Here is a 12,463-nt window from a genome sequence, read left to right as displayed (position 1 = left end):
GTATTTATTTTATTTGAAATCAGGAAAGGTCTCCATTATTAATATTTCTTCACAACCCTTCATAAGCTCCTTAATTTCCTTCTCATCATATAGAAGCTGATGTTCTCTTGGAACTAATTCGTTAATAATATCAATTGCTGGGCTAAGTTCTTCATGAAAGTAATTTTCAACTAAAACATTTTTTAATGTGTCTTTCTTTTTGTAGGTGAACAACTTTATATCCCCATCTAGCACACATTGATTTGAATAGACTGCTTTTAGATTGTCGAAATCGATTTGAGAAAGCCTTTTTAAGTTCTTAGTTGGAATATCAATTGATGTAAATAAAATTCTATCCGATTCATTTTCTAATTCACCTTTGAAAACAACCTTCATTCCTTCATTTGATATTGAATATACTTTTGAGTAGGCCGAAGCGTAATTAAAATCTTGAAGTGACAATTCAAATGGCTCTATCGGTTCTGAATTGCAGCTCCATAATAATAGACAAACACTTAATAATGCTGAAAGTCTCATGTAATATGTTTGCTAACGGTTTGGGTATGTCCAGTGTCCCGAAGGGTATTGCGTATAGGTGTTGTTGGCATTTCGTTATTTTAAGAATAAACCCCAAAGTTCTCTTTCAGATGAAGAGGGAACTTCCTCCGTACTTGTTCCCTGACGATGGTAAAACTTTCCATTAAGTTTCAATGGATCATCTTTCGATTCAATTTTCAAAATCATTACTGATTTATCTCGGTAGGTAAATAAATCAATGTTTTTCAGAATCTGCGATTTATAGTATTCTGGTTGAATATCACTTGACCTAACTAGTTGCTCAAACTTAGTCCGGTATTCGTCCAGACTTTTATATCTTTTTTGGCATTCAGCATCAATTCCATTTATGAAAAAGTCATTGAATTGCAGTGATTTTTCGCCATAATACTTTTCAAATTGACTTGCCATGTGTTTGGTGTCAGCCACTCCAATAACTACATATCCAACTGCATTTCTTCCAAGGTTGACGAATGAGCAAAGAGTTCTTAAAACCTTTTCTTTAATGTTCTTATTCTCCTTGTCCATCTGATAAAACCCTTGTTTAAAGTCATAGGATGAGTTTTCTGTTTTTGATGCGGATAACAAGCTTTCTAGTTTAACAACTCCATTAGACAATGCAGGGTCAGTTTCTTCCCTTTTTGAGAAGTGTTTGCGAAGAACACCTGAAATGGAATCTATTACTCTCTTCCTTGCCGCTCTATGTCTAATTTCTTCAATATGTGGAGTGATGTATTTGTCACCAATTCCATTAAGTTCTTTGTTTAATTCTCTATAGTTATCAATTTTCAATTGCTCTTTAACCAAAAGGTTATGGAAGGACAAAAATATTGCCTGAAATGCATTATTCATGTATTTGCTAGGCTCACGAAATAGTAGTGTTCTGAAATTGAATTTGTATGCGTCCAAAGTGTTCTGAATTTCTTGAAATATTGATTCAAACTGGAGTTTTATAAACTCTGGCCCACCATATCTTTTAATTAGCTCTGAAGTATCGATGTTCTCCTCGTTGTCATCGCTTAAGCCATAAGCTCTATCTAGTGATGTAGAACTAATATTGATGTCATAATCCAATAACATCGCAATTACTAAATGAGCAATTATTTCTTCATCCCGAGATGCTCGAATATTGTTTTCTGTTAGAATACTTTGTTTGTGCCAAAAGACATCCCTAAGGTCTATGCCATATTTTAAACCTCGATTACTAAGGCTTATTCTCCGCATGTTGCCAAGAAGAATTTTATCTGAAGGCGATACATCTTTTCTTATATTCTCGGCTAAATCTCTAACTATTTGAGTAAAAGTTCCAGTTGATCCGGCCTGTCTTAGTTCATGGCTGGATAAAGTTTTTCCGTAAGAGTTAATACGCCTAAAAATTTCTTCAATATCAGCCTCCTTGTCATATGATGATATAGAAAATGGTAATTGATATGAGGTTATTTCAAGACACTCTTCAATTGAAAGTTTCGGCTCTTTCTGTTCGATTTTCCCTTTGTCTTTTAGAGCTTTTGTTAATGCTAGGGTTTCAAGATTAAAGTATTTTCCTCCTAAGTGGACTTCATTTTGAATAAATGAAACAATTGCATTTAATCTTTGCATGCCATCAATTATCTCGTAGACAGTACTGTCTTTATATTTGGTAACTGCTACTAATATTAAAGGGATGGGTAATCCATTGTAAATGCTATCAATAAATTTCTCTTTCTCATCGATTCCCCAAACCAGTTTTCTCTGATATTTCCTATTGACAAGGAGCATTTTCTTTCTGTAGTAGCCGTAAATCGATTCAACGGATTCAGGTCTGATATCTAGCTTTCTTAGTATTGCCATAGTTTATTTTTAATGAATGCCAACAAATGTATATAGTAACAAGTTGATATATTTCTAATTTAGAGGGATTACCCTAAAAATCCTACAAATTATTGGTTTTGGCAAGAGAAAGGTAAATATGTAGCGTTTTGTTTGAAATGAACGGGGAGGATCGGTCAATAAAGAGATGCTTCTTCCTCGCTACGCTCGTCATCAGAATGACAAGAAAATGGGAGGAATAGGAATAGAATTAAAGTTCCTTCACCATGTACACGGAACTGGAAGGGCATATTTCAGAGAATTCGGTAGTTCCAAGGATGGCCGTAGGAGCGGTGGACCGTTCCGTTACAGCAAAACCATAACGTTTAAAATAGGCATCTGCCGTAGTGGTCAGAAGGTGCAATCGTTGTATACCTTTTTGCCTACTGGTTTCACAAAGTTCGTCCAATAACTCCTTACCCACCCCTCTTCCTTTATGGGCATCGTCTACCGCCAAGGAACGCAGCAAACCATCCATTTCGTATGTTTCGATGCCAATACATCCAATAAGTTCGCCATTTTTTTCCTTGGTCAAAAAGGCCACTTTGGATTCTACCAAATCTTCAAAGGGCAGGTCGTTCGCTTTCAAAAGTTCCTGTATAGACTTTAGGTTGGTCACTGGGTTCATAGTACGCGTTTAAAAGTGGTAAGTTTGTAGTTGTTCATTCATTATGGCACCAAACCCAGGACTTGATGGTATTTTAATAGATTCTTCTTCTTGGCCATGCGCGTGATCAGAATAACTTACTTGTACGTTATATGGCCAGCCTACTTCACCTGCCCGATCAAAACCTCAATGGATTTTTCCAATTGCTGATCACGGCCTTTGGCGATGACCTCGGGTTGGTTTTTGACAAGGATATCTGGGTCGGTCTCATTGTTCTCCATCCACTCCCCTGCCTTGTTCTTGGCACTAACGGGCACCACGCCCCAAACGCCTCCGTTTGGCAAACGCTCCCAACCTGCGAAGCTACAGGTCCCTGGAACCGGCATCCCCACCGTAGTCCCAATTTTCAATTCGGTATAACCGCTGGCAAAGCAGGAACCGTCACTGTACATGGACTCGTTGTATAGGGCCAACGTTGGTTTGGTCCAGCGCGAAGTGGGCTCCCCTCCTACCACCCGATCTTCTGTCTCGTAGGATAAAAAGGCCTCGCCGGTAAAGAACATGGCCAGATCGGCCACCAGGTCGCCCCCACCATTAAATCGGGTATCCACAATAACCCCTTTTTTGTCGAAAAACTTGCCCATCATTTCCTCGTAAATGGAGCGGTAGGGTCCGTCGCTCATTCCTGGAATGTGTACGTAGCCCAAAGTACCTTTACTTTTTTCAAGTACTTCCTTTTCATTGGTTTCCACCCACCGATTATATAACAAATCGCCCTCGGCATCCAAGGAAATGGGCTTAACGGTAATTTGCTTTTGGGTTTTGTTCTCACCGATGATATCCAACAACAAAAATTCGCCTTCCTTGCGGTTCAAATAACTGGCTACATCACGATCGGACAGTAGGGTTTCCCCATTTATTTTTTCGATGATCATCCCCGGCTTTAAATTGAAGCCGGCCTTGTCCAAAGGCCCGCCTTTGATGATCTCAGCGATTTTGATTCCGTTGCCTGTATGGGCATAGTCCATAAAAATGCCCAAGGATGCAGTTTCATCGCCATTATCGATAGTGTCGTTATACCTGCCTCCGGCATGTGAAACATTCAACTCACCTAATAGTTCCGATATCATTTCCGCGAACTCATAATTATTCCCAATGAAGGGCAGGTATTTTTCGTATTCGGTACGCATAGCGGTCCAATCGATACCGTGAAAGTTGCTGTGATAGAAAATACCATTGGTTCGCAACCAAATATGGTCGAACATATACCGGCGTTCGGCATCAGCATCCAAGACCATTTCCGATTTCAATTTTACAGGTTCCTTCTTCCCGGCTTTTACATCGATTTTGGATATGCTGCCATCAGCCAACAAAAAGAGGTTTTCCTGCTTTTTATCCCATTGCAAACCTCCTGATTTTGCGCCTAGGGACAGTAATTTTTTGGTCTCCTTGGTACGGATTTCCGTTTCCCAAAGGTCCAGATCCTCCTCAAAACGCGTGAGATAATACAGTTTTTCACCGTCCTTGGACAACACGGCATCGCTCAATTTTGAGGAGTGGATGGTGAGTCGGCTTTTCCTATCCTCGGTGCCCTCCAAATCGAACTTCAGGGGTTTTACGGGTTCCTCCTTAGTGTCTTCGTCCTTCTTCTTTTTCTTTTTTTCGTCCTTATTTTCTTCTTTGTCCTCTTCCTTTTTATCGCCTTCCTCGATCAATTTCATCAAATCGTATTCGTCCTTGGACAGATTGAACTTGTCCCACGCATCCTTGGTAAGGAACATGGTATAGACATCGAATTCCGACTGCCCACTGGTGGCATAGCTTTTTAAGCCGTGTCTGTTGGAGAACCAAATGATCTGGTTGCCTTCACCAATCCACTTGGGCTGCATGTCATAGTAGCCACTTTCGGTAAGGTTCTTACGGGTCTTGCCATCGGCAGAAATCAAAAGGATTTCATTGTTGCTCAAAGTAACGCCCCAATCCACCAACAACCATTTGCTATCCGGGCTCCATTGATAGTATTGGTCCCCATCGGAGAAATGGTACAAATCCTTTGGCGTTAGTAAGATAACGGTCTCCTTTGTTTTTAAATTTTTGACTTTCAAGGTTCTACGCCCTTCCACATAAGCGACTAGATTACCGTCTGGCGAGAATTCAGGCAAATAGACATCGGTACTATCGGTTACCAAGGTATCCTCCTTTACCAAGGTGGAAGCAAAAAAATAGGTTTCCTCGGTACGCTGTTTTACGGTCTTGAAAATAGACCATTTACCGTTTCGCTCGCTGGAATAGGCGATGGCCTTGCCATCTGGCATATATTTTAAAAAACGTTCCTGCTCCGGCGTATTGGTCAATCGCTTCGTCATGGTGCCATCTACCGAAGTGGCAAATACCTCGCCCCGACTAATAAAGGCGATTTCCTTCCCATTGGGCGAAATGTCCATTTCCCTGACTCCGCCATTGACGGAAACGTATTCCACCGCATTGGAGGCCGATTGTGTGCGGATGATCACATCCACCCTCTGAGGTTCGCCACCTTCCTCAAAAGTATAGAGCTCCCCATCATAACTGAAGGCCATAATCCCGTTCCCGATGCTTAAAAACCGAACGGGATGGGTCTTGAAGGAGGTCAATTGCTCCTTATTTTCGGGATTTTCCAGATTCAATGTATGGACGTTGAAAGACCCGCTTTCCTCACTGAGGTAGTAGAGGGAATTACCATCGTCACTGAAAACAGGATTACGGTCCTCCCCGTTAAAACTGGTTAGCTTGGTATGTGTGCCGGTCGCTACATCGTATTTCCAAATATCGCGCGTAATGGCAGATGTATGGTGTTTTCTGAACGTATTTTCATAACCTTTTTTATCGTGATAGACCATCAAAGTGCCCTCGGAATTTACCTGTACATCTTCCGCAGGGACGGTCAATACCTGGTTAACCCGACCACCAATGACGGGAACACTATACAGCTCCGGTTGTTGTCCCATGGGATACTGCCGATGTTTCACATCATCCTGACGTGCAGCTCCAAAAATGACGCTTGTATCATCCGCCGAAAACGAGTAGGGCGTCTCATCGTTGCTGTGGAAGGTCAATCGGGTCGCTTCGCCCCCTTTGGCGTTCATTACGTAGATATCAAAATTCCCGAATCGGTTGGAGGCAAAAGCCAGCGAGTCCCCATCCTTGCTCCATACGACCTGATAATCGTGCGCCTTGTGGAAGGTCAATTGCTGCGCAACACCCCCTTCTTTGGGAACCCGGTAAATATCTCCCTTATAGGTAAAGGCGACGGTGGAACCATCAGGGGAGATAGCCGGATACCGAAGCCATTTGGGGTCTTCCTGGGAGAATACACTATTAAAAAGAATGATGGAAAAGAAAAGCAAATACAGGTAATTTCTCATGTTTGGTCCGCTTGATTTTAATCCGCCGAAGATAGGTAAATTGTGTATAAATGGACACCGAATTTGTATGATCTGCACCCACAGCGGCATGGCTATCAAAAATGTCCTTATTTTCGTCTTTCTAAGCACGCCGCTATGGACGACAAAACCTATTGGACCCAACGATACGAGGCCGGTACCACGGGCTGGAACATTGGCTACCCTTCCACCCCCATCAAGGAATACGCGGACCAATTGACGGACAAAAACCTAAAAATCCTGATACCCGGTGCCGGTAATGGATATGAGGCCGAATATCTTTTTGAAATCGGCTTTAAAAATGTGCACGTACTGGATGTTGCCGAAATTCCGTTGACCGAGTTCAAAAAACGCAACCCGCATTTTCCCGAAGCCCAAGTGATTCATGCCGATTTCTTTGCGCATGAAGGAAGCTACGACCTAATTCTGGAGCAGACCTTTTTCTGTTCCATAGTACCTACGGATGCCAATAGGAGCGCATACTTTAAGCAGATGCGCCGGTTGCTCAAGCCTGATGGCATCCTTGCAGGGCTCTGGTTCGATTTTCCCCTGACGGAAGATATGGAAAAAAGGCCCTTTGGCGGCAACAAGGAACTTTATTTGGGCTATCTGGACCCCTATTTTACCGTTCGTACATTTGCACGGTGTTACAATTCCATCCCGCCCAGAAAGGGAAACGAACTGTTCGGGATTTTTGAGCGAAAATAACCAAGTGCCCCAAAACTTCGGGCCTTAAAAACTTAGGGGGACTTTTAAGTAGGCCTTACATTTCATTTACCGTATCTTTAGGCACATTGGTTTTTAGCCGATATGTTCACATTCAAAAAAATCAATCCCATGAAACGAACACTATTAAAATGTATGCCTGTAAAAGGTTTAGCCCTGGTTGCTTCTATTACCATGATTGCATGGAGCTGCAAGGAAACTCCCAAAGAAAACCCGGACGCTGCCATCACTAAAACGGTGAAATCCTATACCATTGAGCAAATGATGGACAACGAGGCCATTGGCGGTGGTAGTTTTTCGCCGGATAATAGCAAGCTCTTGATTTCAAGTAATAGGTCCGGCATCTACAATATGTACACAATTTCAACAGAAGGTGGTGAGATGATGCCCGTAACGGAATCGGACAGTTCCTCGGTGTTTGCCATTTCCTATTTTCCCAAGGACGAGCGTATGCTCTTTAGGATGGACGGAAACGGCGACGAAATCTACCATATCTATATAAGAAACCTCAATGGCAGCATTACGGATTTGACCCCTGAGGAGGGCGCAAGGGCGAGTTTCCATGCGTGGGCAGCCGATAAAAAGAGCTTCTTTTTCACGTCCAACAAACGGGATGCCCGCTATATGGACCTCTATCAAATGGATTTCTTGGATTACAGACCCCAACTCATATATCAAAACAATGAAGGTTATGACATTGGGCCTATAAGCAAGGACCAAAAATACCTGGCCCTCTCCAAATCCCTGAATACGAATGATGCCAATCTCTTCCTTCAGAATTTGGAAACGGGTGAAAAGACACAGATCAACGAAGCGCAGAGCGCCAATAGCGGTCAGGATTTTACTCCGGACAGCGGTGCGTTGTATTACACGACCGATTTGGGTAACGAATTTTCCTATGTAATGAAATACGATATACAATCTGGCGAACGCAGCAAGGTCATGGAGCGCGATTGGGATATTATGGGCAGTTATTTCACCGAGAACGGCACCTATCAGGTAACCTATATCAACGAGGACGCAAAGAACGTTATTGCCGTTACGGAGACCGCAACGGGAACGAATATCGACCTTCCCTCCCTACCCAATATGGACATCACCAATGTAGGTTTTTCGGATGACGAAAAACTAATGAGTCTCTACGCAGGCGGGTCGCAAACACCCAGTAATATATATGTGTATGACTTAGAGACCAAAGAGCTGAAACAGCTTACCAATGTACTGAACCCGGAAATAGAACCAAGCGATTTGGTCTCGGCGGAGGTGATCCGGTATAAATCCTTTGATGGATTGGAAATTCCTGCCATTTATTACAAACCCCATCAAGCTTCCGAAACCAACAAGGTGCCGGCTTTGGTTTGGGTACACGGTGGTCCAGGCGGACAATCCAGGCAGAATTTCAGTTCCTTCATTCAATACTTGGTGAATCATGGGTATGCCGTGTTGGCGGTGAACAACCGGGGAAGCAGCGGTTATGGCAAGTCGTTCTACAAAATGGACGACCTCAACCATGGCGACAAGGATTTAAAGGATTGTGTGGAGGGCAAGAATTGGTTGGCCACCCAACCAGAAATCGATGGCGACAAAATCGGGATTATTGGAGGTTCCTACGGAGGATATATGACCATGGCGGCCTTGACCTATACACCCGAAGAGTTTGCCGTGGGCGTCAACTTATTTGGGGTAACGAACTGGATCAGGACCTTACGAAGTATTCCACCTTGGTGGGAATCCTTTAAGGATGCCCTGTATTTGGAGCTGGGAGACCCCAACAGTGCGGATTCCGTTCGGCTTAAGGCCATTTCCCCGCTTTTTCATACCGATAAGGTTACCAAACCCCTGATCGTGCTACAAGGTTCCAAAGATCCTAGGGTGCTTCAGGTGGAATCGGACGAAATCGTGGCCGGCGTCAAGAAAAATGGCGTTCCCGTGGAATACGTGCTCTTTGAGGATGAAGGCCATGGATTTGTAAAAAAGGAAAACCAGATCGAGGCCTACAGCAGGGTACTACAATTTTTGGATGTCTATCTCAAAGGCGACGCAGGCACGCCCATTGAGGACGGTGAATCCATGGAAAGCGATATTTAATCAAAGGTCTAATTTCAAGACTTGAATTTTTAAATACAGAATTAGGCATATTTATGAGGAGATTACTAGTTGTTGTATTGGGTATTGTTGTGAATTCGGCCTTGGGCCAAGAGATTGGGGAAGACAAACTGGGAAGCTGGCACATGTATTTTGGCACCAATCAGATTGCGGAGAAGTGGAGCATCCATACAGAAGCACAACTTCGATATTTTGAACAGGCAAAAAACTTCAATCAATTGTTACTTAGGACAGGTCTCAATTATCACATTGATGACAATGCCATTGCTACTGTGGGGTACGCCTATATAAAAACGGATCCAACTTATTTTGAGGCGGCCCTGATTGATTTGGATGAACCAGCTTCCGATAATATTTCGGAAAACCGAATTTTTGAACAGTTCATTTTGAAGAATAAAGTATGGGAACTTTTATTTGAACATCGCTATCGATTGGAACAACGTTTTATAACTCTTGAAAATGAAAATAGTCCATTTTTTGATGAAAGAGTTGAACACCGTGCCCGCTATCGGTTACAGATGACAGTACCCCTAACGGACATTTTCTTTTTGAATTTCTATGATGAAATTTTTATCAATCTACAGAACGAGGCCTTTGACCAAAACCGATTGTATGCAGCAGTGGGACTTAATGTGACCCATAATCTAAGTGTACAGGCCGGTTATCTTAAAAATCATTTCAGAACCGTGAATTATGACAGGCTACAGGTGGCTGTATTCTATAATCCAGATTTACGTGGGCTTTTCAATAAAAAATAGGATTGCCGGTATTTTCCTTCGCAGCTCCATCAAATTTCCCAATCCTGTTAAAATGATTGGGATATGAGTTCATATAGCGCACGAAATTTCGTAATTTTAACAAACTCAAATTTTAAAACCAGAAAAAATGAAACCCTCATTGAGGGATTTGTTATGGTGAGTTAAATACCTCTACAAAAGGAAATATTTAAGAATCAAGCTATTAATTTAATTTTAAACGTATGAAAAAAGTAATAAAATTACCACTGGCCGCATTGGCTCTTTTTGCAGTCTTTAGTTGTAAAGAAGTTAAAAAGGAAACCAACGATGCTGCAAATGAAGTGGAAGAAACCATGGAAGAAATGACCATGGAAGAGGAAGAAGTGGAATCCGTTAAATTTATGATGGAGCCAAAAAGTGATAGTGGCGTTCAGGGCGAGGTCACCTTTACCGAAGAAAACGGAGAGGTAAAAATGATGGCGTCCTTCACAGGACTCTCCGAAGGCGAGCATGCCATACACATACACGAAAAGGCAGATTGCTCCGCGGATGATGGAACTTCTACGGGAGGCCATTGGAACCCTACCAACGAACCCCATGGAAAATGGGGTGCCAGTGAAGGCTATCACAAAGGGGATATTGGCAACTTTATGGCCGATGCAGACGGTAACGGAATGGTCGAATTTTCAACGGCTGAATGGTGTATTGGTTGTGACGACCCCAATAAAAATATTGTGGGCAAGGCGGTAATCGTACACCAAGGTACGGATGATTTCACCAGTCAACCGAGCGGTGCGGCCGGTGCCAGAGTAAGTTGTACCGGAATTATCCAATAGGATTAAAAAATAATATGATAAAAGCCACCTGATAGGGTGGCTTTTTCTATTTTTAATAGCTAAATTCAGCCCTATGCAATTGGAACAACTGGTTGAGAGATTTCGGGAGAAGGATGTTTCCGCCTTCGAGACACTTTATGGCATGTATTCCGAAAATATCTGCGGGGTAATCAACACCATTGTCAAAAACGAAGTGCGCTCCCAAGAAATCTGTCAGGATGTATTCGTCAAAATATGGGACAATGCGGACAGTTATAATGCATCCAAAGGCCGATTTTTTACCTGGATCTTGAACATTGCGAGAAATGCGGCCATCGATGAAATACGTAGTAAGTCGTATAAAAATGAAAAAAAGAACCTTTCCGCAGATTACTTCGTACGTATTTTGGAAAGTAAGGAAGAGGAAGTTGTTGCTACAGTAGAAACCGAAGGACTCTTTAAGTTAGTCCGGAGTCTAAAGAAAAAGTGTATACAACTAATTGAAATGCTTTACTTTAGAGGGTATACACAAAAGGAAGCGGCCGAAGAACTGGCCATTCCCGTTGGAACCGTTAAAACTAGAAATAGAAGCTGTATTTCCAAGCTCAGGGAAAACATGGAGATAAAATAAATGGATGTTCAAGAATACATAGCGTCTGGAATTTTGGAACTGTACGTCGCAGGGGTCCTTTCGGAGAAAGAAAACCTGGAAATACATAGATATGCACAGGAATATCCAGAAATAAAGGCAGAAATTGTGGCTATAGAGGCGGCCATCCTAGAGATTTCACAAAAAGCGAATACCGTAACCCCTGTCGGTTTTGAAACCCTAAGATCACAATTGAATGCTGGGGATACATCGAAGGTTGTTCCACTGACCAAAGAATCAAGGCCTTGGACGCAATACCTGGGTTGGGCGGCTTCCATACTTTTGGCCATTGGACTTTTTTGGGTCTATAATCAAAATAAGGAATTGAAATCCCAGTTGGAATTGGTAGAAAGTCAAAACCAACAGTTAGAACAACAAATAGCCGAGTCTAATTCCTCCTTGGAAAAATCGCGGGAGCTCCTCAATACGCTGAGGGACCAAAATATTTTGGTAATCCCTTTAGGTGGGCAACAAGTTTCTCCGGATTCCTACGCAAAGGCGTATTGGAACAAACAAGAGGAAAAAGTGTTTATTGACGCGAAGGGTCTTCCGGAACCACCGGATGGTTTTGTTTATCAAGTTTGGTCCTTAAAATTATCGCCCTTAACCCCTACGAGCATGGGTCTTTTAGAAGATTTTACCGAGGATGAAAACAAGGTGTTTGCGCTGAACAATCCAAATAATTCCGAAGCCTTTGGGATAACTTTGGAACCTGCCGGAGGTAGTGAGACACCCACATTGGAGCAACTCTATGCACTTGGAGCGGTTGCATCCTCCTAAATTATTTGAATCCCACTATAGATTGCTTACTGGAAAAATTAGTATTTTTCGACCATGGATATAAAGAAACTCTTTGGTACCATTCTCACCCTGTTAGGAATTGGGGGGTTGGTCTACGCCGCCATATTATTTGGCAATAGTACAGGAACAACAAAGGCCTTGATCGTATATGCCGTTCTGGGCGGTATATTTTTCTTCTCGGGAATCGGGCTTTTGAGAACAACAAAAAGTTAAATGAT

The 12,463-nt window shown here is 42.5% G+C and carries 11 protein-coding genes; 7 read left to right on the top strand and 4 right to left on the bottom strand.

Annotation, left to right across the window (positions count from 1 at the left end; genetic code table 11):
* Positions 1-9: 9 nt before the first annotated feature.
* From F0361_RS12315 to F0361_RS12300, 4 genes are all read right to left on the bottom strand, one after another.
* The gene (locus F0361_RS12315) at positions 10-516 is read right to left on the bottom strand and encodes a hypothetical protein (RefSeq protein ID WP_154918891.1); all 507 of its coding nucleotides are present in this window, start codon (positions 514-516) and stop codon (positions 10-12) included.
* Between the two features lie 75 nt (positions 517-591).
* A complete protein-coding gene (locus F0361_RS12310; protein WP_154918890.1) occupies positions 592-2,364 on the bottom strand; it encodes a GmrSD restriction endonuclease domain-containing protein in 1,773 nt (590 codons plus the stop codon).
* A gap of 229 nt (positions 2,365-2,593) precedes the next feature.
* Positions 2,594-3,010 (bottom strand): arsenic resistance N-acetyltransferase ArsN2, encoded by a 417-nt coding sequence (gene arsN2, locus F0361_RS12305; protein ID WP_154918889.1) that lies wholly within the window; start codon positions 3,008-3,010, stop codon positions 2,594-2,596.
* Positions 3,011-3,150: 140 nt separating this feature from the next.
* Positions 3,151-6,393, bottom strand: coding sequence for a S41 family peptidase (locus F0361_RS12300; protein ID WP_154918888.1), 3,243 nt, complete (start codon positions 6,391-6,393; stop codon positions 3,151-3,153).
* A 135-nt stretch (positions 6,394-6,528) separates the two neighbouring features.
* On the opposite strand from F0361_RS12300, the gene F0361_RS12295 reads away from it, so the two are divergent.
* The 7 genes from F0361_RS12295 (at position 6,529) to F0361_RS12265 (ending at position 12,458) form a co-directional block, all read left to right on the top strand.
* Positions 6,529-7,119 (top strand): methyltransferase domain-containing protein, encoded by a 591-nt coding sequence (locus tag F0361_RS12295; protein ID WP_154918887.1) that lies wholly within the window; start codon positions 6,529-6,531, stop codon positions 7,117-7,119.
* Between the two features lie 129 nt (positions 7,120-7,248).
* Entirely contained in the window at positions 7,249-9,225 is a 1,977-nt protein-coding gene (locus F0361_RS12290) for a S9 family peptidase (RefSeq protein WP_246160882.1), read from the top strand.
* Between the two features lie 53 nt (positions 9,226-9,278).
* Positions 9,279-10,001, top strand: a complete 723-nt coding sequence (locus tag F0361_RS12285; protein ID WP_154918885.1) for a DUF2490 domain-containing protein — start codon at positions 9,279-9,281, stop codon at positions 9,999-10,001.
* A gap of 221 nt (positions 10,002-10,222) precedes the next feature.
* Positions 10,223-10,816 carry a superoxide dismutase family protein gene (locus F0361_RS12280; RefSeq protein WP_154918884.1) on the top strand — a complete coding sequence of 198 codons (594 nt, stop codon included), beginning with the start codon at positions 10,223-10,225 and terminating at the stop codon, positions 10,814-10,816.
* A 73-nt stretch (positions 10,817-10,889) separates the two neighbouring features.
* The gene (locus F0361_RS12275) at positions 10,890-11,426 is read left to right on the top strand and encodes an RNA polymerase sigma factor (RefSeq protein WP_154918883.1); all 537 of its coding nucleotides are present in this window, start codon (positions 10,890-10,892) and stop codon (positions 11,424-11,426) included.
* Positions 11,427-12,224, top strand: coding sequence for an anti-sigma factor (locus F0361_RS12270; protein ID WP_154918882.1), 798 nt, complete (start codon positions 11,427-11,429; stop codon positions 12,222-12,224).
* Positions 12,225-12,278: 54 nt separating this feature from the next.
* Positions 12,279-12,458 (top strand): hypothetical protein, encoded by a 180-nt coding sequence (locus tag F0361_RS12265; protein WP_154918881.1) that lies wholly within the window; start codon positions 12,279-12,281, stop codon positions 12,456-12,458.
* The last annotated feature ends 5 nt before the right edge of the window (positions 12,459-12,463 follow it).

This window comes from Maribacter flavus (assembly GCF_008386635.1).
Taxonomy (GTDB): Bacteria; Bacteroidota; Bacteroidia; order Flavobacteriales; family Flavobacteriaceae; genus Maribacter; species Maribacter flavus.
This window is presented reverse-complemented; position numbering and strand designations above follow the sequence as displayed.

What these genes read in the sequence shown, in the direction of transcription:
- F0361_RS12295 (WP_154918887.1), top strand. Translation starts at nt 6,529, where the DNA reads ATGGACGACAAAACCTATTGGACCCAACGATACGAGGCCGGTACCACG.
- F0361_RS12275 (WP_154918883.1), top strand. Translation starts at nt 10,890, where the DNA reads ATGCAATTGGAACAACTGGTTGAGAGATTTCGGGAGAAGGATGTTTCC.
- F0361_RS12270 (WP_154918882.1), top strand. Translation starts at nt 11,427, where the DNA reads ATGGATGTTCAAGAATACATAGCGTCTGGAATTTTGGAACTGTACGTC.
- arsN2 (WP_154918889.1), bottom strand. Translation starts at nt 3,010, where the DNA reads ATGAACCCAGTGACCAACCTAAAGTCTATACAGGAACTTTTGAAAGCG.
- F0361_RS12315 (WP_154918891.1), bottom strand. Translation starts at nt 516, where the DNA reads ATGAGACTTTCAGCATTATTAAGTGTTTGTCTATTATTATGGAGCTGC.
- F0361_RS12310 (WP_154918890.1), bottom strand. Translation starts at nt 2,364, where the DNA reads ATGGCAATACTAAGAAAGCTAGATATCAGACCTGAATCCGTTGAATCG.
- F0361_RS12290 (WP_246160882.1), top strand. Translation starts at nt 7,249, where the DNA reads ATGAAACGAACACTATTAAAATGTATGCCTGTAAAAGGTTTAGCCCTG.
- F0361_RS12285 (WP_154918885.1), top strand. Translation starts at nt 9,279, where the DNA reads ATGAGGAGATTACTAGTTGTTGTATTGGGTATTGTTGTGAATTCGGCC.
- F0361_RS12280 (WP_154918884.1), top strand. Translation starts at nt 10,223, where the DNA reads ATGAAAAAAGTAATAAAATTACCACTGGCCGCATTGGCTCTTTTTGCA.
- F0361_RS12265 (WP_154918881.1), top strand. Translation starts at nt 12,279, where the DNA reads ATGGATATAAAGAAACTCTTTGGTACCATTCTCACCCTGTTAGGAATT.
- F0361_RS12300 (WP_154918888.1), bottom strand. Translation starts at nt 6,393, where the DNA reads ATGAGAAATTACCTGTATTTGCTTTTCTTTTCCATCATTCTTTTTAAT.